This window comes from Actinacidiphila epipremni (assembly GCF_012034175.1).
GTDB classification, from domain to species: domain Bacteria; phylum Actinomycetota; class Actinomycetes; order Streptomycetales; family Streptomycetaceae; genus Actinacidiphila; species Actinacidiphila epipremni.
Window position 1 is genome coordinate 79,385 of the sequence record NZ_JAATEJ010000025.1, and the last position, 21,937, is coordinate 101,321.

Annotated in this window: 17 protein-coding genes and 1 pseudogene; 10 read left to right on the forward strand and 8 right to left on the reverse strand. The window is 74.3% G+C overall.

Features of this window, described 5'->3' with window-relative positions:
- Positions 1–49: 49 nt before the first annotated feature.
- Positions 50–1,465, forward strand: coding sequence for an MFS transporter (locus HCN08_RS26460; RefSeq protein WP_167985765.1), 1,416 nt, complete (start codon positions 50–52; stop codon positions 1,463–1,465).
- Positions 1,462–2,076 (forward strand): RNA 2',3'-cyclic phosphodiesterase, encoded by a 615-nt coding sequence (gene thpR, locus HCN08_RS26465; RefSeq protein WP_167985766.1) that lies wholly within the window; start codon positions 1,462–1,464, stop codon positions 2,074–2,076. Before HCN08_RS26460 ends, thpR begins: the two co-directional genes overlap by 4 nt.
- A gap of 163 nt (positions 2,077–2,239) precedes the next feature.
- On the opposite strand, the gene HCN08_RS26470 is transcribed toward thpR, so the two are convergent.
- Together HCN08_RS26470 and HCN08_RS26475 are read right to left on the reverse strand one after the other, a co-directional pair.
- Positions 2,240–3,238, reverse strand: coding sequence for an aldo/keto reductase (locus tag HCN08_RS26470; protein ID WP_167985767.1), 999 nt, complete (start codon positions 3,236–3,238; stop codon positions 2,240–2,242).
- A 33-nt stretch (positions 3,239–3,271) separates the two neighbouring features.
- The gene (locus HCN08_RS26475) at positions 3,272–3,955 is read right to left on the reverse strand and encodes a GDSL-type esterase/lipase family protein (protein WP_167985768.1); all 684 of its coding nucleotides are present in this window, start codon (positions 3,953–3,955) and stop codon (positions 3,272–3,274) included.
- 47 nt (positions 3,956–4,002) lie between these two features.
- Between HCN08_RS26475 and HCN08_RS26480 the strand changes: the two genes are divergently transcribed.
- Positions 4,003–5,034 (forward strand): hypothetical protein, encoded by a 1,032-nt coding sequence (locus tag HCN08_RS26480; RefSeq protein ID WP_240970468.1) that lies wholly within the window; start codon positions 4,003–4,005, stop codon positions 5,032–5,034.
- 31 nt (positions 5,035–5,065) lie between these two features.
- On the opposite strand, the gene serC is transcribed toward HCN08_RS26480, so the two are convergent.
- Positions 5,066–6,184 (reverse strand): phosphoserine transaminase, encoded by a 1,119-nt coding sequence (serC, locus tag HCN08_RS26485; RefSeq protein ID WP_167985769.1) that lies wholly within the window; start codon positions 6,182–6,184, stop codon positions 5,066–5,068.
- A gap of 146 nt (positions 6,185–6,330) precedes the next feature.
- Between serC and HCN08_RS26490 the strand changes: the two genes are divergently transcribed.
- Complete coding sequence (locus HCN08_RS26490; RefSeq protein WP_167985770.1) at positions 6,331–9,246, forward strand: FAD-binding and (Fe-S)-binding domain-containing protein; 2,916 nt, start codon at positions 6,331–6,333, stop codon at positions 9,244–9,246.
- A 16-nt stretch (positions 9,247–9,262) separates the two neighbouring features.
- Here HCN08_RS26490 and HCN08_RS26495 read toward each other — a convergent pair whose 3' ends face one another.
- Positions 9,263–10,363, reverse strand: a complete 1,101-nt coding sequence (locus tag HCN08_RS26495) for a citrate synthase 2 (RefSeq protein ID WP_167985771.1) — start codon at positions 10,361–10,363, stop codon at positions 9,263–9,265.
- Between the two features lie 246 nt (positions 10,364–10,609).
- On the opposite strand from HCN08_RS26495, the gene pdxH reads away from it, so the two are divergent.
- Both pdxH and HCN08_RS26505 read left to right on the forward strand, forming a co-directional pair.
- Positions 10,610–11,248 (forward strand): pyridoxamine 5'-phosphate oxidase, encoded by a 639-nt coding sequence (gene pdxH, locus HCN08_RS26500; RefSeq protein WP_167985824.1) that lies wholly within the window; start codon positions 10,610–10,612, stop codon positions 11,246–11,248.
- Positions 11,249–11,611: 363 nt separating this feature from the next.
- Positions 11,612–13,036, forward strand: a complete 1,425-nt coding sequence (locus tag HCN08_RS26505; protein ID WP_407648887.1) for a PAS domain-containing protein — start codon at positions 11,612–11,614, stop codon at positions 13,034–13,036.
- Positions 13,037–13,116: 80 nt separating this feature from the next.
- Here HCN08_RS26505 and HCN08_RS26510 read toward each other — a convergent pair whose 3' ends face one another.
- Positions 13,117–13,878 carry an SIS domain-containing protein gene (locus HCN08_RS26510; RefSeq protein ID WP_167985773.1) on the reverse strand — a complete coding sequence of 254 codons (762 nt, stop codon included), beginning with the start codon at positions 13,876–13,878 and terminating at the stop codon, positions 13,117–13,119.
- A gap of 370 nt (positions 13,879–14,248) precedes the next feature.
- Between HCN08_RS26510 and HCN08_RS26515 the strand changes: the two genes are divergently transcribed.
- The 3 genes and pseudogenes from HCN08_RS26515 to HCN08_RS26525 all read left to right on the forward strand — a co-directional run bounded on the left by HCN08_RS26515 (position 14,249) and on the right by HCN08_RS26525 (position 17,252).
- The gene (locus HCN08_RS26515; RefSeq protein ID WP_167985774.1) at positions 14,249–14,941 is read left to right on the forward strand and encodes a metal-dependent transcriptional regulator; all 693 of its coding nucleotides are present in this window, start codon (positions 14,249–14,251) and stop codon (positions 14,939–14,941) included.
- Positions 14,942–15,378: 437 nt separating this feature from the next.
- Positions 15,379–16,314: pseudogene (locus HCN08_RS26520) on the forward strand (alpha/beta fold hydrolase); the annotation flags it as partial.
- Positions 16,315–16,793: 479 nt separating this feature from the next.
- The gene (locus HCN08_RS26525) at positions 16,794–17,252 is read left to right on the forward strand and encodes a hypothetical protein (RefSeq protein ID WP_167985775.1); all 459 of its coding nucleotides are present in this window, start codon (positions 16,794–16,796) and stop codon (positions 17,250–17,252) included.
- A 55-nt stretch (positions 17,253–17,307) separates the two neighbouring features.
- Here HCN08_RS26525 and HCN08_RS26530 read toward each other — a convergent pair whose 3' ends face one another.
- Positions 17,308–17,901 carry a CGNR zinc finger domain-containing protein gene (locus tag HCN08_RS26530; RefSeq protein WP_167985776.1) on the reverse strand — a complete coding sequence of 198 codons (594 nt, stop codon included), beginning with the start codon at positions 17,899–17,901 and terminating at the stop codon, positions 17,308–17,310.
- A gap of 101 nt (positions 17,902–18,002) precedes the next feature.
- Here HCN08_RS26530 and HCN08_RS26535 point away from each other — a divergent pair, with 101 nt between their 5' ends.
- Entirely contained in the window at positions 18,003–19,265 is a 1,263-nt protein-coding gene (locus tag HCN08_RS26535) for an MFS transporter (protein WP_167985777.1), read from the forward strand.
- Here HCN08_RS26535 and HCN08_RS26540 read toward each other — a convergent pair.
- Both HCN08_RS26540 and HCN08_RS26545 read right to left on the reverse strand, forming a co-directional pair.
- Positions 19,255–20,868 carry a transporter gene (locus HCN08_RS26540; protein WP_206319281.1) on the reverse strand — a complete coding sequence of 538 codons (1,614 nt, stop codon included), beginning with the start codon at positions 20,866–20,868 and terminating at the stop codon, positions 19,255–19,257. The genes HCN08_RS26535 and HCN08_RS26540 overlap by 11 nt on opposite strands.
- Positions 20,869–20,912: 44 nt before the next feature.
- The gene (locus HCN08_RS26545; RefSeq protein WP_167985778.1) at positions 20,913–21,776 is read right to left on the reverse strand and encodes an ABC transporter ATP-binding protein; all 864 of its coding nucleotides are present in this window, start codon (positions 21,774–21,776) and stop codon (positions 20,913–20,915) included.
- Positions 21,777–21,937: the final 161 nt, after the last annotated feature.

Consider the following 21,937-nt stretch of genomic DNA (forward strand, 5'->3'; position numbering starts at 1 on the left):
CACGCACGACCCGACCCGAAGCACCCGACGAGGGGGAGGCGAGAACCGATTGAGTTCGGCAGCCGGACCAGACACCGCAACCGAACACGACCGTCCCGCGGACCGGAAGACGGGCACTTTCAGCTCGCTCAAGATCCGCAACTACCGGCTCTTCGCGACCGGCGCCGTGGTGTCCAACACCGGCACCTGGATGTCGCGGATCGCCCAGGACTGGCTGGTGCTCAGCATCACCGGCTCGTCCTTCGCCGTGGGCATCACCACGGCGATGCAGTTCCTGCCGATGCTGCTCTTCGGCCTGTACGGCGGCGTCATCGCCGACCGCTACCCCAAGCGCAAGATCCTGCTCTCCACGCAGGCCGCGCTCGGCGTGCTCGGACTGCTGCTCGCCGGCCTCACCCTGGGCGGCGTCGTCCAGGTCTGGCACGTCTACACCATCGCCTTCCTGCTCGGCGTGGTGACCGTCGTGGACAACCCCACCCGGCAGACCTTCGTCGTCGAGATGGTCGGCCCCGACGTCGTGCGCAACGCCGTCTCGCTGAACGCCGCCAACTTCCAGGCCGCCCGCCTCGTCGGCCCCGCCGTCGCCGGTGTGCTGATCACCGCCGTGGGCAGCGGCTGGGCCTTCCTCATCAACGGCCTGTCCTTCCTCGCCCCGCTCACCGGCCTGCTGCTCATGCGCACCTCGGAGCTGCACACCATCGAGCGCGCCCCGCGCGGCGGCAAGGGCCAGCTGCGCGCGGGCCTGCGGTACGTCCGCAGCCGCCCCGAGCTGATCTGGCCGATCGTGCTGGTCGGCTTCATCGGCACCTTCGGCTTCAACTTCCCGATCTGGCTGTCCGCCTTCGCCAACGACGTCTTCCACAGCGGCGCCGGCACCTACGGCCTGCTCAACTCGCTGATGGCCGGCGGCTCCCTGCTCGGCGCCCTGCTCGCCGCCCGCCGCACCCGCACCCGGCTGCGCATGCTGGTGGCCGCCGCTGCCCTGTTCGGCCTGCTGGAGGCCGCCGCCTCCCTCGCGCCGGCCTTCTGGCTCTTCGCCGCGCTGCTGGTGCCGATCGGGATCTTCGGGCTCACCTTCAACACCACCGCCAACGCCACCGTCCAGCTCGCCACCGACCCCGTCATGCGCGGCCGGGTGATGAGCCTGTACATGATGGTCTTCGTCGGTGGCACCCCCATCGGCGGCCCCGTCATGGGCTGGGTCACCGACACCTTCGGCGCCCGGGTCGGCTTCCTCAGCGGCGGCCTGGTCGCCGCCGCCGCCGCGGCCGGCGTCGGACTGGTGCTCGCCCGGGCCGCGGGCCTGCGCCCCCAGGTCGACCTGCGACGCGGCAGCGGACGCCCGCTGGTCGCCTTCGTACCGCGCGACCCCGACGAGCACACCGAGCCTGCCGAGCACGACGAGCCCGCCCAGGCCCCCGAGGCCGCCCAGCGCGCGGACAGCACGCCGAGCCCGGCGCTGTGAGGCTCTTCGTCGCGCTGCTGCCGCCGCCCGCCGCGATCGCCGGCCTCACCGCGGCCCTGGCCCCGCTGCACCGGCTGCCCGGCGCCCGGGACCTGCGGTGGACCGCGCCGGACGGCTGGCACTACACGCTCGCCTTCCTCGGCGACGTACCCGACGACGTCCGCCCGGACCTCGACGAGCGGCTGGCCCGCGCCGCCCACCGCCACGAGCCCTGCGCCCTGCGTACGGCCGGCGGCGGGCGCTTCGGCAGCCGCGCCCTGTGGACCGGCGCCGAGGGCGACCTGCGCCCGCTGGCGGCCCTCGCGGCGACCGTACGGGCGGCGGCCCGCCGGGCCGGCGCCCCCGCCGACGAGGAGCACGGCTTCCGCGCCCACCTCACACTCGCCCGGGCCTCCAAGAACGCCCCCGTGGACCTGCGCCCCTACGCCGCCGCGCTCGCCGACTTCCGCGGCACCTGGTGGACCGCGGACACCCTGAGCCTGGTCGCCAGCCAACCGCCCGCCTCCGGCGTGCCCGGGGAGCGCTCGCACTACACCGTCGCCGCCTCCTGGCCGCTCGGCCGGGCCGCGGCCGACCCGCCCGGGCGCGGGGCACCCGGCACGGCCGGTTAACCTCGAAGGGTGGACCCCAAGACCCGTACCCGCGTGATGACCGCCGCCCTCATCCTGATGCTCGCGGTGGTCGCGGTCGCCGCCGCGGTGCGCTGACCGCGGCGGCGACCGTCGTTCCGGCCCTGCACGGGCCGCCCGCCGGGGGCTGCCCGGTGGGGGTGTGCTACCAGGCGAAGGCCTCGGGGGACGGGCCCGGGCCGGGGAAGATCTCGTCCAGCGCCGCCAGGAAGTCGGCCGACAGCTCCAGCTCCACCGCCCGCAGCGCCGACTCCAGCTGCTCCGCCGTACGCGGGCCCACGATCGGCCCGGTGACCCCCGGACGGGTCAGCAGCCACGCCAGGCCCACATCGCCCGCCGTCAGCCCGTGCTTGTCGCACAGGTCCTCGTACGCCTGGATGCGCGCGCGCTGCTCCGGGTCGGCCAGCGCGTCCGCCGCGCGCCCGCCCGCCGACCGGGACGCGCCGCCCTCGGCCTGCTTGCGCAGCACACCGCCGAGCAGCCCGCCGTGCAGCGGCGACCACGGGATCACGCCGAGACCGTAGCCCTGCGCCGCCGGGATCACCTCCATCTCGGCCCGCCGCTCCATCAGGTTGTACAGGCACTGCTCGGAGGTCAGCCCCAGCGAACCCCGGCGCCTGGCGGCCTCGTTGGCCTGCGCGATGTGCCAGCCGGCGAAGTTGCTCGACCCGGCGTAGAGCACCTTGCCCTGGCTGACCAGCACGTCGACGGCCTGCCAGATCTCGTCCCACGGCGTGTCCCGGTCGACGTGGTGGAACTGGTACAGGTCGATGTGGTCGGTGCCCAGCCGCTTGAGGCTGGCGTCCACCGCCCGGCGGATGTTCAGCGCGGAGAGCTTGTCGTGGTTCGGCCAGGCCGCCTCGCCGTCCGCGGCCATGTTGCCGTACACCTTGGTGGCCAGCACCGTCTTGTCCCGGCGCCCGCCGCCCTTGGCGAACCAGCTGCCGACGATCTCCTCGGTCCTGCCCTTGTTCTCACCCCAGCCGTAGACGTTGGCGGTGTCGAAGAAGTTGACCCCGGCGTCGAGGGCCGCGTCCATGATCGTGTGGCTGTCCGCCTCGGAGGTCAGCGGACCGAAGTTCATCGTGCCGAGGACCAGGCGGCTGACCTTGAGACCGGTGCGTCCGAGATGTGTGTACTCCATGGCTTCCAGCCAAGCCGTTGGAGTGCGCTCGAATCAAGAGGCCCCGGCGTAGGGCGCGCCGATGCCCCACGCCTGGTACATGGCGTCGGCGAAGGCCGCCGCGAGCTTGTGCTCGCCCTGCGCGTTGGGATGCGTGCCGTCGTAGGTGTCCAGCAGGATGTCGTAGCCCTCGGGCCGGGAGGCCAGCAGCAGCGGGGACTCCGGCGAGTCGTGGTCGGCGACCGCCTTGGCCAGCAGCGTGTTCAGCTCCGCGCACTCGTCGGCGAACCCCGGGTCGAGGTCGGCCCGCGAGTTGGGTATCACCGGCAGCAGCACCATCCGCACCCCCGGCGCGCCGTCCCGGGCGGCGGCGATGAAGCGCTCGGCGTTGCCGGCGGTCTGCCGGGCGTCGGTGTAGAAGCCCAGGTCGATCAGGCCCAGCGATACCAGCAGCACGTCCGGCCGGTGCTCGCGCACCACGTCGCCGACCAGCGGCGCCAGGTGCAGCCACCCCTCGCCCCATCCCGCCAGATGGCGCCTGGCGTGCGGCGGGAAGGCCGGGTCGGCGTAGTCGGCGGAGACCGGCGCGTCCGCCGCCCGGTCGTACAGCCCGTCGCGCGGCCCCACCACTGCGAACGGCTCGCCCAGGGTGCTCAGATGCCGCCACATCCGGTAGCGCCACGTGTAGTCGCCGGCGGCGCCGATGGTCATGGAGTCGCCGACGAAGAGGTAACGCATGCCGGGCATCATCCCCGACCCGCCCGCGACCAGGGACACTGGGGTGCATGCGCGCGTACATCCCGACGGCCGCCGCCTGCGCCGCCCTCGCCCTGGCCTGGGGCTGCACGGCACCGGCCGCCGCGAACTCCGGGCCCTCGGTGGCCTTCACGATGTCCGACCCGCGGATCACCGAGTCCAGCGGACTGGCCGCCAGCAAGCTGCACCTCGGCGTCTACTGGACCCACAACGACAGCAGCGACGGCCCGTACGTCTACGCCGTGGACTCCGCCACCGGCAAGACCGTGGCACGGGTGACGATGCGCGGTATCCACCCCCGCGACGTCGAGGCCATATCCCTCGGCCCGGACGGCGACCTCTACGTCGGCGACATCGGCGACAACCTCGACGGCGCCTGGAAGGAGGTCTGGATCTACCGCTTCGCCGAGCCGAAGACGCTGCACGACCAGACCGTGGCCGTCACCCGCTACACCATCCGCTACGACAACGGCCCGCGCAACGCCGAGGCGATGATGGTGCAGCCCACGACCGGGCGGGTCTACATCGCCAGCAAGAACGAGGACGGCGGCGGACTCTACGAGGGCCCCGCCGAGCTCACCGCCCACGGCGTCAACACCTTCCGGCGCATCGCCGACGTCCCGTGGGTGACCGACGGGGCCTTCTCCCCCGACGGCAGCCGGCTGGTGCTGCGCGGCTACTTCTGGGCGTCGGAATACTGCTGGAGCGGCGGCGCCCCGCGCAAGCTCACCGATCTCACCGTGCCCATGCAGCCGCAAGGGGAGGGCGTGACCTTCACCGCGGACGGCAGGGCGCTGATGTTCAGCAGCGAGGGCCGGAACAGCCAGGTGTGGCGCACGGCGCTGTCGGACTCCGAACTGCCCGACAGCGTCGCCCCCGAGGCCGCACCGCCCAAGGACGCCGGCGGCACGAAGGGCGCCGGGGACTCCGCGACCGGCGCGGCGGGGCAGGACTCGTCGTCCGGCGGCACGGGCGACAAGACGATCGGCTTCGGCGTGCTCGTCGTGCTCGGCGCCCTGGTCCTGGGCCTGCGCCGGGTGCTGCGCCGCCGCCGGGGGTGAACCCGGCGGCGGCGCCTGCCGCTTCAGCGGATCAGAGCTGACCGATGACGTAGTCCACGCAGGCCGTCAGCGCCTGGACGTCGGCCGGCTCGACGGCCGGGAACATCGCCACCCGCAGCTGGTTGCGGCCCAGCTTGCGGTAGGGCTCGGTGTCCACCACGCCGTTGGCGCGCAGCGCCTTGGCGACCGCCGCCGCGTCGATGCCCTCGGCGAAGTCGATGGTGCCGACGACCTGCGAGCGCTGCGCCGGGTCGGCGACGAACGGCGTGGCGTACGACGACTTCTCCGCCCAGCCGTACAGCCGCGACGAGGAGTCGGCGGTCCGCTCGGTCGCCCACTTCAGGCCGCCCTGGCCGTTGATCCACTCCAGCTGCTCGTTGAGCAGGAAGAGGGTGGCGAGCGCCGGCGTGTTGTACGTCTGGTTCTTCAGCGAGTTGTCGATCGCGGTGGGCAGGTCGAAGAACGCCGGGATGTGCCGGCCGCTCTCGGCGATCTTCGCGGCGCGCTCCAGGGCGGCCGGCGAGAACACCGCGATCCACAGGCCGCCGTCGGCCGCGAAGGACTTCTGCGGCGCGAAGTAGTAGACGTCCGTCTCGGCGATGTCCACCGGCAGGCCGCCGGCGCCGGAGGTGGCGTCGACCAGGACCAGCGCGCCCTCGTCGGCGCCCGCGACCCGGCGGATCGGGGCGGCGACACCGGTCGACGTCTCGTTGTGCGTCAGCGCGTAGACGTCCACGCCGCCTTCCGCGACCGGCGTCGGGTGCGTGCCCGGCTCGGACTTGACGACGGTCGGCTCGTCCAGCCACGGCGCCAGCTGCGCCGCCTTGGCGAACTTCGACGAGAACTCACCGAACGACAGGTGCTGCGACTTGGTGGAGATCAGGCCGTGCGTGGCGATGTCCCAGAACGCCGTGGACCCGCCGTTGCCCAGGACGACCTCGTAGCCGTCGGGCAGGGAGAAGAGCTGCTTGACGCCGTCGCGGACCTTCCCCACCAGGTTCTTCACCGGCGCCTGCCGGTGGGAGGTGCCGAGCAGGGACGTCCCGGTGGCGGCCAGCGCGTCGAGCGCCTGCGTGCGCACCTTGGAGGGGCCCGACCCGAATCGACCGTCGGCGGGCTTGATGTCAGCGGGAATCTGGATATCGGCCACGACCGCAGCGTAGTGCGTTACGCCCGCGTTTCCCCGGGCGTCCCATCGGATGAGACGGCCTCTTGGGGCACCGGGGAGGTGCGCGCCGTCCGCCTCGCGCCCCTCCCGGCACGCCGCGGCGCGCCGGGTCGGGCAAGGTGGTGGTCATGACGGGTGGTGGCGGGGCCGGCGGGCTGGAAGCAGCGCTGCGCGCGGCGGTGCGCGGCGAGGTGGAGTGCGACACCGGCGCGCGGGCGCTGGTCACCATGGACGCCTCCAACTACCGCCGGGTGCCGCGGGCGGTGGTGGCGCCGGCGGACGCCGACGACGTGGCGGCGGTGCTCGCGGTGTGCCGCGACCACGCGGTGCCGGTGACCGCGCGCGGCGGGGGCACGTCGATCGCCGGGCAGGCCCTCGGGACCGGCGTCGTCCTGGATTTCACCCGCCATATGAACCGGCTGCTGGCCCTCGACCCGCAGGCGCTGACCGCCCGCGTGCAGCCCGGCCTGGTGCTGGACGACCTGCGACGGGCCGCCGCCCGGCACGGCCTGACCTTCGGCCCCGACCCGTCCACCCACAGCCGCTGCACCCTCGGCGGCATGATCGGCAACAACGCGTGCGGCGCCCACTCGGTGGCCTGGGGCACCACCGCCGACAACGTCCGCGCCCTGGACGTCCTCACCTACCGCGGTGAGACCGCCGTCCTCGGCACCCGGGGCCTGGCCGGGCTGCCGGACCGGCTGCGCGGCGGCCTGACCGCGCTCGCCGACGACCACCTGGCGCTGCTGCGCACCGGCTTCCCCCGGCTGCCGCGCCGTATCTCCGGATACGCCCTCGACCGGCTGCTGCCCGAGCACGGCAGGGACGCGGCACGCGCCTTCACCGGGAGCGAGGGGACGCTCGGCATCCTCACCGAGGCCACCGTGGCGCTGGTGCCCGCGCCGGCGGCACGGGCGCTCGCGGTCGTCGGATACGCCGACGAGAGCGCGGCGGCGCAGGCCGCGCACCTGCTGCTGCCGCTGCGGCCCCTGACGGTGGAGGGGATGGCCGCCGACCTGGTGGGCGGGGCCGCGGCGGCGGAGCTCCCGCGCGGCGGTGCCTGGCTTTTCGTCGAGACCGGCGGCGGCGGTCCCGACGAGGCCCTGGCACACGCGCGGGAGATCTGCCGCGCGGCCGACGGCGCGACCGGTCACGCCGTCGTCGCCGATCCCGCGCGGCAGCGCGCCCTGTGGCGGATCCGGGAGGACGCGGCCGGAACCGCCACCCGCATGCCCGACGGCACGGAGGCATGGCCGGGCTGGGAGGACTGCGCCGTTCCCCCCGCCCGGCTGGGCGCTTATCTGCGGGATTTCCGGGCCCTGCTGGCCGACCACGGGCTGCGCGGCGCGCCGTACGGCCACTTCGGCGAGGGATGCGTGCACGTACGGATCGACTTCGACCTCGTCGATCCGGCCGGCGTCGCACGCTTCCGCCGCTTCTCCGAGGACGCCGCGGACCTGGTGGTGGCCCACGGCGGCTCGCTGTCCGGCGAGCACGGCGACGGTCAGGCGCGTGCCGAGCTGCTGCCGAAAATGTACGGCCCGGAAATGATGACACTCTTTTCATATTTCAAGGATCTCTGGGATCCCGACGGCGGGATGAATCCGGGAACGCTTGTTCGTCCCGCCCTCATTGATAGCAACCTCCGCTTCGCCGCGCTGCCCTCGAAGCCGGCCGGGCGGGTCGCGGTGGAATTCACTTATCCGGGTGACGGCGGTGATTTCGTTGCCGCCGTGCGCCGCTGTGTCGGAGTGGCCAAATGTCGCTCCTCGGCGTCCGTGTCCGGCGGTGGTTCCGATGTCATGTGCCCGTCGTACCGGGTGACGGGGGAGGAGCGGCACTCCACGCGCGGGCGGGCCAGGCTGCTGCACGAGATGCTCGCCGGCGAGGTCGTCACGGGCGGGTGGCGGGCTCCCGAAGTGAAGGAAGCCCTGGATCTGTGCCTGTCCTGCAAGGGCTGCCGGTCGGACTGCCCGGTCGAGGTCGACATGGCCACGTACAAATCGGAATTCCTCTCCCACCACTACCGGAGGCGGATCCGGCCGCGCTCGCACTATTCGATGGGCTGGCTTCCGGCGTGGCTGAAAATCGCTCATCGGTTCGCGCCGGCGGTCAATATGCTTGGCCGGGTACGGTCAACCGCATGGCTGGCAAAACGATTCGCCGGTATGACAAACGAACGGGACATTCCCGAACTGGCGCGCGAGACTTTCACCCGATGGTGGCAAAGGAACGCCACGGACGAGGGACACCGGGGCCCGGGCGGCGACCGGCAGCAGCCCCGCGGCGGGCCGGGAACCGGCGCGCGGACCGTCGTGCTGTGGCCGGACACCTTCACCGAGCACCTCACGCCCTCGGCCGGCCGCGCCGCCGTCCGGGTGCTGCGGGCCGCGGGACTGGACGTCACCCTGCCGCCGGGACCGGTCTGCTGCGGGCTGACCTGGGTCTCCACCGGCCAGCTCGGCCGCGCGCGGACGGTGATGCGGCGCACCCTCGACCGGCTGGAGCCGCTCCTGGACGCCGGCACCCCGCTCGTCGTCCTCGAACCGAGCTGCGCCGCCGCCCTGCGCGCCGACCTGCCCGAACTGCTCGGCACGGACGACCCGCGGGCCGCCCGGCTCGCCGCGTCGGTGCGGACCTTCGCGGAGGCCCTGGAGGAGTACGCCCCCGACTGGCAGCCGCCCCGCCTGGACCGTACGGCCGTCGGGCAGACGCACTGCCACCAGCACGCGGTGCTCGGCGACGCCGCCGACCGCCGGCTGCGTGAGCGCGCGGGCCTCACCGGCGACCTGACCGGCGGCTGCTGCGGCCTTGCCGGCAACTTCGGCTTCGAGGCGGGCCACTACGAGGTCTCCGCCGCCTGCGCCGAGGAGGCGCTGCTCCCCGCGCTGCGCGCGGCGCCCGACGACGCGGTGGTGCTGGCCGACGGCTTCTCCTGCCGCACCCAGATCGCCCACCTCGGCGCCGGCGCCACCGCCCGCCACCTGGCGGAAGTCCTCGCGGCCGGCCTGGACGCGCAGCCGCCGGGCACCCCCGGCGGCTAGCTCGCGGCTCCTCCCGTCAGGACGAGACGGTCGGGTCGCCCTCGATGGTGTGCAGGCTGCGGGCGCCCGGGCCGGTGTAGCGCGCCGAGGGGCGGATCAGCCGGCCGGTGCGCTTCTGCTCCAGGATGTGCGCCGACCAGCCCGCGGTGCGGGCACAGGTGAACATCGAGGTGAACATGTGCGCCGGCACCTCCGCGAAGTCCAGCATGATCGCCGCCCAGAACTCGACGTTCGTCGCGAGGACCCGGTCGGGCCGGCGCTCCTGCAGCTCGGCGAGGGCGGCCTTCTCCAGCGCCTCGGCCACCTCGTAGCGCGGCGCGCCCAGTTCGCGGGCCGTGCGGCGCAGCACCCGCGCCCGCGGGTCCTCGGCGCGGTAGACGCGGTGGCCGAAGCCCATCAGCCGCTCACCGCGGTCGAGGGCGCCCTTCACATAGCCCTCCGCGTCGCCCGTGCGCTCGATCTCCTCGATCATGCCGAGGACCCGCGAGGGCGCGCCGCCGTGCAGCGGCCCGGACATCGCGCCGACCGCACCCGACAGGGCGGCGGCCACGTCCGCGCCGGTGGAGGCGATGACGCGGGCGGTGAAGGTGGAGGCGTTCATGCCGTGCTCGGCCGCCGACGTCCAGTACGCGTCCACCGCCGCAATGTGCCGCGGGTCGGGCTCGCCGCGCCAGCGGATCATGAAGCGCTCGGTAATGGACCGCGCCTTGTCGATCTCCCGCTGCGGCACCATGGGCCGGCCCTGGCCGCGGGCGGACTGGGCGACGTACGACAGCGCCATCACCGCGGCGCGGGCGAGGTCGTCCCGCGCCTGCTCGGCGTCGATGTCCAGCAGCGGGCGCAGCCCCCACACCGGCGCGAGCATCGCCAGGGCGGACTGCACGTCGACCCGTACGTCACCGGAGTGCACCGGGATCGGGAAGGGCTCGGCGGGCGGCAGACCCGGGTCGAAGCGCCCGTCCACCAGCAGGCCCCACACATTGCCGAAGCTCACCTGGCCGACGAGCTCCTCGATGTCGACGCCGCGATAGCGCAGCGATCCGCCTTCCCGGTCGGGTTCGGCGATCTCCGTCTCGAACGCGACGACTCCCTCGAGTCCGGGTACGAAGTCGGACATGCGGCGGCTCCTCTGGATGCTGTCGACAGCTCGCGGCGGTGGCCCGGCTCCGCCCATGTCCCGTGGCGGCCGAGCCCACCTGCCCCGTTCGGACCAGCCATTCTCCCGGCATGTGGACATGACAGACAGGGTGAGATGCCGCACACCGCGCGCGACCGGCCGGGACACGTACCCGCCGACCCCTGCGAGTATGTGCGCGTGCCAGAACCCCACGACCCCCTGCCGGACGGGCTCGACCCGGCCGCCATGCGCAGGCGCTACCGCTGCGTCGGCATCACCGAGGACGAACTGGCGGCCGAGCCGTACGCGCAGTTCGCGCGCTGGTTCACCGACGCCGTCGCCGCGACCGAGGACGGCGTCATCGCCGAGCCCAACGCCATGGTGCTGTCCACCGTCGACGCCGACGGCCTGCCCAGCTCACGCACCGTGCTGCTCAAAGGCTACGACCTGCGCGGATTCGTCTTCTACAGCAACTACCTGTCCCGTAAAGGCCAGGCGCTCGCCGCCAACCCGCGCGCCTCGCTGCTCTTCCCCTGGCACCCGATCGCCCGCCAGGTCATCGTCGTCGGCAGCGTCACCAAGGTCGCGCCCGAGGAGACCGAGGCGTACTTCCACAGCCGCCCGCACGGCTCGCAGGTCGGCGCCTGGGCCAGTGAGCAGTCGACCGTCGTCGACTCCCGGGAGGTGCTGGAGAAGCGGTACGCCGAGCTGGCCGCCCGCTGGCCGGAGGGCGCGCGGGTGCCCGTACCGCCGTTCTGGGGCGGCTTCCGGGTCGAGCCGGCCACCGTCGAGTTCTGGCAGGGCCGGGAGAACCGGCTGCACGACCGGCTGCGGTACGTACGGGACGCCGCCGGCGGCTGGTCGGTGGAACGGCTCGCCCCCTGACGCCTTCCCGCGCTCCTGGCGCCCGTGGAGCCCCTGGGACCTTGAGCGCCGCCACCGGCCCCGGACCCCGGTCCCGTACATGCGAACGACCCGCGGGCTGCCTCCCGGAGCCTGCGGCTCCGGGCACCGGCCGGACAAGTCCGGCGAGCCCGCGGGTCGGGTGATCGCGTGGAATTGGCGCGCTGCGCGCACGCCCAGTGCGCGGAGCTAGCCCGCGACCACCTCACGTGTCCGACTGCAAACCATGCTTCAGACCACCTCCCTTCATGTGTGCCGCAACAGTAGGAACCGCACCGGAGCCCGCACAACCGATTTATGCAAAAACGGTGTGACGCAGCCCACACGGGGGTTGAATGTGGTGACGTGCAGCCTTTCGACGCGCAACCGAAGCCGCTGGACGACGGCAGCGGTGATGACGACACCGGCGGCCCGGCGGGCGCGGCGGGCGGCGAGGGGCAGGGGGACGACGAGCGGCTGCTGGCCGCGCTGCTCGACGGCATGGAGGCGGGACTGGTCGCCTTCGACGGCGCGGGCGTCGTCACCCACTGGAACGCCGAGGCGGCCCGGATCCTCGGCTGGACGGCCGCCGACGCCATCGGACGGCACGGCCTGGCCGGATGGGCGGCACGGGCGTCCGACGCGGCGGAGACCGAGGAGCGGCTGCGGCGGGTCATGGACTCCCGCGGTCGCCAGGTGCACGAGTTCGCGCTGCTGACCAAGGACGGCCACCGGGTGCTCGTACGCGCCCAGTCCGCGGCCGTACCGGGCGCCGGCGGGCGGCCCGCGGGTGTGTACTGCGCCTTCTCCGCGGTGCACGCCCAGATCGACCTGGAGCGTTCCCTCGCGCTCAGCGAGGCGCTGTTCGCCGACGCGTCGTGGGGCGTCGTGCTCATCGACGCCGACCTGCGGCCCGCCGTCGTCAACCCCAGGGCCGCGGCGATGCTGAAGACCGGTCCTGACGAGGTATTGGGCCGTCCGCTGGGCAATCTGCTCACACGCGGCGTGGAGGAGCTGGAGAACGCGCTCCAGCACGTACTCGCCGAGGGTCCGCCGCCGGCCACCGCCGACCTGTGGGTGGCGCTCAGCGCCGACCCGGAGGGCAAGCGGCGCTGCTGGCGCTGCGGCTTCGTACGGCTCGGCTCGCCCCTCGGCGAGGAGCCCGTGCCCCTCGGCGTCGGCTGGCTGTTCATCGACATCACCCGGCAGAAGACCGCGGAAACGGAAGGCGCGCAGATCCGCTTCCGCTACCAGCAGCTCCACCGCGCCGACCGCGCCGCCGCCGAGTCCGGCACTGCCCTGGAGGCGGCGGCGCTGCACATGGACTACGCCCTCGCCGGTTTCGCCGACCATGTGCTGCTCGATGTCGCCGACGACGCCGAGCGGCTGGTCCGGGTCGCGGCGACTCCGGCGGGCGAACCGGGCCCGAGCGAGCTGTCCCGCGACGCCGCCGACAACGGCATCCCGGTCGGCTACTCCGCCACCCATCCCGCCGTCCAGGCACTGGAGCGGGTCGGCACGGTGCGGACCAGTTGTGCGGCGACGGATCCGGCGCAATCTGCCGAGGCTTCGCACATGGACGCGTGGGCGGCTGCCAGGCGCTGGCCGCCGGGGACGGCGCACGGGCTGGTCACCGTGCTGCGCAGCCGGGGCCGCACGGTCGGCGCGCTGACCTTCCTGCGCGGCCCGGGGCGGCGGCTGTTCGACCGCGCCGACGCCGCCTACGCCGAGGACGTGGCCGCCCGGGTGGCCATGGCCCTGGACCTGGCGCGGCTGGCCGGCGAGCGCTGAGGCGCGGCGCTACGCCTCAGCCGCCACCCGGGTCCGGTTTCGGGTCCGGCTCCGGTTTCGGCTCCGGTGGCCGCTGCCGTTCAGCGCCGGAAGAAGATGCGGTCGCGGTACTGGTCGAAGATCTTGGCGTTCCAGTCGTGGCCGCCGTCGACGTTGCCCGAGCGCAGCATCGGCGGGGTGATGCCGCGACCGGCCAGGTCGGTGGCCGCGGTCGCCACGACCGCCTGCATCAGGGCACTGGTCACCACGGTGGAGGCGGGGGCGAAGGGCGCGGGAATGGCGTCGTCGGTCAGCTCCGCGTCGCCGACGGCGATCTTGGAGTCCAGCACGATGTGGCAGTGGTCCTTCAGGAACGTGCCGGACACGTGCCGCGAGCCGGTCTGCTCCGCGTAGACGACCGACGTCACGCCGATCACGGTCAGGCCCAGTGCGCGCGCTTTCTGCGCCATCTCGACGGGCAGCGCGTTGCGGCCGGACAGCGAGATCACGAACAGGACGTCCCCCCGCCGGATCGGGCTGGTGTCCAGGACCACGCCGGCGAGCCCGTCGACCCGCTCCAGCGCGCTGCCCAGCGTCGCCGGCATCACGTCCACGCCGACGACGCCCGGCACGGCCAGCAGGTTGATCAGTGCCAGGCCGCCCGCGCGGTAGACGACGTCCTGCGCCGGGAGCGAGGAGTGGCCCGCGCCGAAGACGAAGACCCGGGCGTCGGAGGCGACGGCGTCGGCCACGGCGGTGGCCGCCGCCTTGATGGCGTCCGCCTCCTCGTCGCGCACCCGGCGCAGCAGCGCGATCGCGGCGTCGAAATACCGGTCGGCCAGGTCGTCGCGGGGCTCAGTCATGCGGATCACCGTGGGGCCAGGGCGTGGCCGGTGTCAAGAAAAACCGGGTGGCCGGCGGGCGCGGGGCCGTCGCCGGGGACCGCAGGGCCCACGTGCCGCACCGCCGTCCACGATACGGACGCCGGGCCTGCGGCCGGCGGTGGCCGCGGGCGTCCGCGGGGCGGCGCCGGGAGCGGGCGGCGCGGCGGCCTCCCGGGCTGCTCAGGGCCCCCGCGGGGCCGCCCGGAGGCGGCGGGGGAGGGGCAGCGGCGGGTGACCGGGTGGTTGCGGAGGGCTCCTCGGCGGTGGGCGTTCTCACTTCGGGGCCGGTTGTCGGTGGTATGCGTCAGAATTGTGTGAGGGCCACGCACGATTTACACGAGGGGCGCGCATGTCCGGACTGATCGACACGACGGAGATGTATCTCCGCACCATCCTGGAACTGGAGGAGGAGGGTGTGGTCCCGATGCGCGCCCGAATCGCCGAGCGGCTCGACCAGAGCGGCCCGACGGTCTCCCAGACGGTCGCGCGGATGGAGCGGGACGGGCTGCTGCACGTGGCCGGGGACCGCCACCTGGAGCTGACCGAGGAAGGGCGCCGCACCGCCACTCGCGTCATGCGCAAGCACCGCATCGCCGAGTGCCTGCTGGTCGACGTGATCGGCCTGGAGTGGGAGCAGGTGCACGCCGAGGCGTGTCGCTGGGAGCACGTGATGAGCGAGGCGGTGGAGCGCCGCGTGCTGGAGATGCTGCGCCACCCCACCGAGTCGCCGTACGGCAACCCGATCCCGGGCCTGGAGGAGCTGGGCGAGAAGGGCGAGGCGGAGACCTTCCTGGAGGACGGGATGGTCAGCCTGAACGACCTCAAGCCGGGCGACGCGGCGGCCAGCGTGGTCGTGCGCCGGATCGGTGAGCCGATCCAGACCGACGCGCAGGTGATGTACACGCTGCGGCGGGCCGGCGTGCAGCCGGGCGCGGTGGTGAGCGTGACCAGCTCGGCAGGCGGGGTGCTGGTCGGCAGCGGCGGCGAGGCCGCCGAGCTGGACGCGGAGGTCGCCTCGCACGTCTTCGTCGCCAAGCGGTAGCGCGGTGGAGCGGTAGCAGGCGCTCGGGGCCGTACGGCGGCCCGCGGGCGGACACGCACGGAGCGGACACAGGGCCGCCCCGGTGCCGTCGTGGTCGACGGCACCGGGGCGGCCTTTTCCCTCCCTGCCCCTCCCGCTCCCTCCCCTTTTCCTCCCGCTCCCTCCCTGTCCCCCCTTTTCCCTCCCCGCGTCCCCGCGGAGGTGCCGGGACCCCGAGCTTCCCGGTACCTCCTCGCGACCCGCTTCCCCTTCGCGCCGCGTCCCGCTGAAAGATCTCCCCTCGGCGCGTGCCGCCAATCCTTGAGCCTTGTCACTCGAAAGAGCGGTGTTGGGCGCGGGAGCCCCTTGTTCGAATAAAGGTTCGATAGCCTGGTCGTCGAAGTGATCCAGCAACGGCACCGGGACGGACGACGACCGGGCGAAAGGGGGTGAGGCGTATGAAGCAGCAGGCGGACGAGCGCGGGCCGCGCCGCTTCGAGGTCACAGGAGCGGGTGGCACCCGCCTCATGGCCTGGGACTACGCGGCGGCGACCGCCATCGCCGACCGCGCGGCCGGCGCCGCGCCGGCGCCCGTTCCGGCGGCTCGGCGCGAGTCCGGGCAGGCGCCGGGCCCCGACGCCAGACCCGGCGTGCTGCTGCTGCACGGCCTGCTCGGCCGGGCGTCGCACTGGGCGGAGACCGCGCGCCGGCTCGCGCCGCGGTACCGGGCGATCGCGCTCGACCAGCGCGGGCACGGCCGCAGCGAGCGCCCCGAGGGCGCGAGCGAGCCGGAGGTGTACGTGGCGGACGCGGCAGCCGCGGTCGAACAGCTCGCCCTCGCGCCGGTCACCGTGATCGGGCACGGTCTCGGCGCGTTGACGGCGTGGCAGCTTGCGGCGCAGCGGCCGGATCTGGTGGCCGCGGTGGTCATCTGCGAGATGCGGGCGGCGGCGCCCGGTGAGGCGGGCCGGCGCGCGTGGGAGGAGTGGACACGGTCCTGGCCGGTGCCCTTCGCCACCCTCGCGGACGCCCGCCGCTGGTTCGCCGAGCAGGATCCGTGGGCCGACGCGCCGGGCCCGGCGCGGGGTGACTTCTTCGCCGAGGTCATGGCGGAGGACGACGACGGGTGGCGTCCGCAGTACGCCCCCGCGCATTTGCTGCGCACGGGCGACCCGTGGACACGGGACGCGCACTGGGACGAGCTGGCGGGTGTGGGCTGTCCCGCGCTGGTGGTCCGCGGGCTGGACGGTCAGTTGGGCCGTGCCGAGGCGCAGGAGATGGTGCGGGTGCTGCCGGACGGGCGCTACGCCGAGATAGCCGACGCCGGTCACCTCGTGCCGTGGGACCAGCCCGACGCCTGGTGCGAGACGGTCGAGCGCTTCCTGCGGGAGGTGCCGCGCCGACCGTGGGGCGCCCGGGGGAGCGGGGGCGGGGCCGACCCCGCCGCCGAGGTGCCCGACCCCGCCGGCCCCGCCGGACCCGCCGACCCCGCCGACGGCGCCGGGAGCGCGGGCCGGGGCCGGGAGGGCAGCCGGGGCGGGGGCGGCGGTGCAGGGGAAGGCGGGGCCGGAAGCGGGCGGGAGGCAGGTTGTGCGTGCGGGACGGACGTGAGGGTGATGTGAGAAGTCGGTGATAAATGGCGGGGCCTGCGTGCGGTGGGGCACGCCGTGTGCGGGCGCCGAAGGGCCGGTACGAGGGCCCGCGGGCTGCGCCAGGGCGGTGACGCGGTGTCCGCGCCCGGGTGCGGAGGCCGTTCGGCGGCGTGCGCGCATTGCCGTGGCCTGCTGGTAATTTGCGATCGCTGGATTCGTTTGCGTCATGGGGGAGCACAGTGCGCCACGGAGTGTTGAGAGCGGCGGTTGCCGTGGTCGCGGTGGCTGCCGCGCTGGCGCTGGGCGGTTGCAGCGGCGGTGGCGGTGGCGGCAAGCAGGCGTCGGGCGGGGCGTCGACGCCCGCGGCGGACTCCTCGGCGGCGACGCCCGCGAGCACTCCGACCGCTTCGGCGACGGGTACGGCGACCGGCAGCGCACCGCCCCCGGGCTCCAGCGGCGCCGGGACGCAGACCGTGGAGGGCGTCTGGCTCGCGGCGGACGACGCGACGAAGGTGCAGCTCGTGCTGGGCAAGGGCGAGGCCGCGCTGACCAGTACGCATCTGTGCGGCGGCGGCTACACCGGCAAGGGCCCCATCACGATCACGCTGACCTGCATGGACGGCGACACGGAACGCACCGCCGGCCACGGCGTGCTGACCCCCGACGGTGCCACGCTGACGGTGCAGTGGACCGACGGCCCCACGGATGTCTTCTCCCGCACGGGCCTGCCCAGCGACTGACCGGCCGTCGGGCGGCGGGCCCCTGAAGGGCGCGCCCGGCGAGGCGTCGGTGGTGTCAGGCGGAGGTACGGGCGCGGAGGGCGGATTTTTTCGCGCGGTTGCCGCAGACGTCCATGGAGCACCAGCGGCGTGTTCCCGGGCGGGAGGAGTCGAGGAAGACCGCCCCGCAGTCGGGAGCGGCGCACTCGTGGAGGCGGTTCACCAGGGCGGGGTCCGCGGCGAGTTCCAGGGCGTCGCGGGCGACCAGGGAGAGTACGGCGGAGACCGGGTCGTCCGCACGCCACCGCAGCGCGCCCTGCGCCGACAGGTACGGCACGGGCACGTCCGGGGCGGCGGCGCCGTTGAGCCGGGCGGCGACCTCGGGGCCGGGGCTCCCGCCGGACCGCGCGGCGGCGATGTGCGCGTACACCGCCTCCCGCAGCGCCCGCGCGGCGCGCACCTCCGCCTCGCCCGGCCGCCCGCCGGCCCGCGCGCCCGGCGGGGTGTCGAGGGCGGGGCCGCACTGCCGGACCCACCGCGCGAGCGCCGCGCCGTCCGGCAACTCCTCCTGCTCGCCCGGCGTTCCGCGATAGCGCAGGGTCCGGACGAAGTCCAGGGACAGCCGCCCCGCGCCCTGGCGGAAGCGCGGCGTCGCGTCGATCTCCTCCATGCCGGCCAGCCTACTGCCGGAACCGGTTTGACTGGTACCGTCAGTGGACCGGTATAACCGGTTCCGGTGAAACAGTCGTCAGCCAGCGCAGTGAGGTGCCGATGTCCCAGCCGAACGGTCCCGCCGGCCTTGCGAAGCCCGCCCGGGGGAGCGGCCGTCCGCAGACCCGCCGGGCGCCGCGGGAGGTGCCGGGGCACGGCGGGCCGCCGCGCGCCCTGGTCGTGCTGCTCGCCGTCTCCTGCGGCCTGACCGTCGCCAACCTCTACTACGCCCAGCCGCTGCTCAGCGACCTGCGGCACTCCTTCCACATCGGCACCGTCACCGCCGGCAGCCTGGTGACCGCCGGGCAACTGGGTTACGCGCTCGGCCTGCTGCTCGTCGTGCCGCTCGGCGACGTGCTCGAGAAGCGCCGGCTGGCCACGCTGCTGCTCACGCTCACCACCGCCGCGCTGGTGCTGGCCGGCCTCGCACCGGACTTCGCGGTGCTGCTCGCCGCCTCCCTCGTACTGGGCTGCACCCTCACCGTCGCGCAGATCCTGGTGCCGTACGCGGCCGACCTCGCGCCCGACGCCAGCCGCGGGCGGGTCGTCGGGCAGGTGATGAGCGGCCTGCTCACCGGCATCCTGCTGTCCCGCACGGTCGGCAGCGTCGTCGCGGACGCCACGAGCTGGCGGGTGGTCTACCTGGGCTCGGCCACGCTGATGGCCGTCCTGACGCTGGTGCTGCGCTCGGCCCTGCCGCCGCGCCGGCCCGCGGCGACGCTGCCGTACGGGTCGCTGCTGCGCTCCACCGTGCGGCTGCTGCGGATCCACCCGGCGCTGCGCCGCAGGGCGCTCTACCAGGCGGCGATGTTCGGCGCCTTCAGCGTCTTCTGGACCACGATCTCCTTCGTCCTGACCGCCGCGCCCTTCCACTACAGCCAGTGGCAGGTCGGACTGTTCGCCCTCGCCGGCGCGGGTGGCGCGCTCATAGCGCCGCTGGCCGGGCGCTGGGCCGACCGCGGGCTGGTGCGGCCGATGACGGCCGCCGCGTTCGTGACGGCGGCTGCCGCCTTCGGCGTGGCGGGCGTCGGACGGCACAGTGTGCTGGCGCTGGGGGCCGCCGCGGTGCTGCTGGACATGGCCGTGCAGACCACGCTCGTCCTCGGCCAGCATGTCGTCTACCAGCTCGACGGCGGCGCCAGGGCCCGGCTCAACAGCGCCTTCATGGCGACCTTCTTCGTCGGCGGCGCCCTCGGCTCGCAGGCCGGCTCGGCCGCCTACCACCTCGGCGGCTGGCCGCTGACCGCCGGCCTGGGTGCCGCCCTGCCGCTGCTGGCCCTGGCCGCCACCTTCGTCCGCGGCAAGGCGCCGGCTACGAGCTAGCCCGCACCGTCGCCAGGATCTCCGGGAGCCGGTCCAGCAGCCGCGGCGCGGTGAACCGCACCGCCAGCGCCGCGAGCGCGGCCCCGTATATCGCGCCGGCCGGCAGCGCGAGCCACAGCAGGCCGTGGTGCCCGGTCAGGTGCAGCGCGAGCACCGGGCCCAGGACGGGCAGGCACAGGGCCGCGCCGGTGAGGGTGCCGCCGATGACGTTGAGGACCACCAGGCCGCTCTGGCCGGGCGCGGCGTTGGCGAACGGGTTGTCGCGCGGCACCGCGTACGGGAAGCGCACGCTGGCCAGGCAGCCGACGGCGAGCAGCGCGCCGAGGAAGGCGTACGCCAGGCCCAGGGTCTCGGCCAGCGAGCCGACCTGCCCGAGCAGTACGGCCGCGCCGACGGTGACCACGGTGACGTACGGCAGCGCGACGACGGCCACCGACAGGGCGCGCCCGCGCAGTTCCAGCTCGGCGTCGCGGCGGTCGGCGGTCGCGGACGCCACGACCCAGAAGGCGGAGCCGTCGGTGCCGAACTGGTTGTACATCTGCACGCCGAGCAGCCCGGCCGCCCACAGGCACTGGTAGACGCTGCCGTGCTGGACGACCGCGATGAGCGGCAGCAGCAGGCCCACCGCGAGCCCGGTGGCGAGCGCCGCCTTGGCGCGCGGGTCGCGCCACATGTAGCGGAACTGCCGCTGCATCACCGTGCCGGTGCGGCCCTCGGGCAGCCGGAGCCGCAGTCGCAGCCGGGAACCGCGCCGGGCGCGGCCACCGGCGGCGGACTCGGAGGCGGCGGCGATCGTGGACGCGTCGGGGGAGACCATCAGCCGCACCAGGCTGCGGTGCCACCACCACAGCACCAGGGCGACGGCCGCCGCCGTCATGGCCAGTTGCAGCACCGCCAGGCCGTACGCGCCCCGGCCGGTGGAGCGGACCGCGTCGACCGCGGTGGCCGGCGGGATCCAGCGCAGCACGTGCCCGGCGGAGTCGGCCCGGTCCAGCCCGTCGCTGTCGGACAGCGACTGGGCGCCGAGGTTGGCCAGTTGCGCGCCGACCGCCACGAACAGGCCGCTCAGCAGCGCCAGGTCGCGGCCCTTGCGGCTGGTCAGCAGCCGGGTGTTGGCCGCCGCGACGGCCCGGGAGAGCGCCACGCAGAAGGCCACCACCAGCACGCCGGCCGGCACCGCGACGACGGCCGCCGCCGCGCCGTAGGCGACCGACGTCACGGCGCCGGCCACGATCAGCGACGTCACGAGCGGGCCGACACCGACCAGGGACGACACCATGAGCGCGGTCAGCAGCGGGCGCGGGCGCAGCGGCAGCATCGTCAGCCGCGTCGGGTCCAAGGTGTCGTCGCCGCCGAAGAAGAACAGCGGCACCACGGCCCAGCCGACGCCCAGCACGACGGCGACGGTGACGGAGGCGGCGGGCGCGTGCTCGTTGTGCCGCAGCGCGATCAGGCCCGCGCCGTTCGCGAGCGCGTACAGCAGGGCGAAGGTGACGCCGATGCACCAGCCGACCGTACGGCCGCGCGATACGCGCAGCCCGTTGCGCAGCAGCGACAGCTTCAGGCGGACGAAGACGCCGGTCACGGACGGGGCCGCGGCCATACGTGCCGGGGCCGGGCCGGCGGCGGCCGGGGCGGCGGGGGCGCTCACCGGGAGTCCCCGCCGAGCCAGTCCAGGTCCTGGCCGCCGACGCGGTCGGCGCCGACCAGGGACAAGAACGCGTCCTGCAACGTGGAGGCGTCGCCGCGCACCTCGGCGAGCGGGCCGCGCGCCACGATCCGGCCCGCGGCCATCACCGCGACCCAGTCGCACAGGCTTTCCACCAGCTCCATCACGTGCGAGGAGAACACCACCGTGCCGCCCCCGGCGGTGAAGCGCTCCAGGACACCGCGGATGACCTGCGCCGACACCGGGTCGACGCCCTCGAACGGCTCGTCGAGGAAGAGCACTTCCGGGTTGTGCAGCAGGGCCGCGGCCAGGCCGATCTTCTTGCGCATGCCGGTGGAGTAGTCGACGACGAGCTTGTGCTGCGACCCGGTCAGGTCCAGCACGTCCAGCAGCTGCGCGGCGCGCTTGTCGACCTCGGCGCCGGGCAGCCCGCGCAGCCGGCCGGTGTAGGCGAGCAGCTCGCGGCCCGACAGCCGCTCGAACAGCCGCAGGCCCTCGGGCAGCACGCCGATCCTGGACTTGACGGCGACCGGGTCGGCCCACACGTCGTGCCCGTTGATCTGCACCTGGCCGTCGTCGGGCCGCAGCAGGCCGGTGACCATGGACAGCGTCGTCGTCTTGCCCGCGCCGTTCGGTCCCACCAGGCCGATGAAGCGGCCCGCGGGCAGGTCCAGGTCGACGCCGGCGACCGCGGCCTGCTCGCCGAACTGCTTCCACAGCCCGCGCACCCGCACCGCGGGCACCGGACCCTCCGGCCGCGCACCGATCGCCCCGCCGTCCCGGAAATCCCCGTACGACGGCAGCGCGTCCCGCCGGCCCGTCTCCTGCGACTCCTCGGCCATGCCTCGGTGCCTCCCCCGGTCTCCCCGTAGCGTCCCCGAACCTGCTCCGCCTCCTCCGGCGGACGACTCCCACCCTAAAGGGGACCACTGACAGTGACCAGAGCGGCGGGGTGGTCGACGTTCGGTGACCGCCGCCCGGACCCCCGGACCCTCGGGACCCG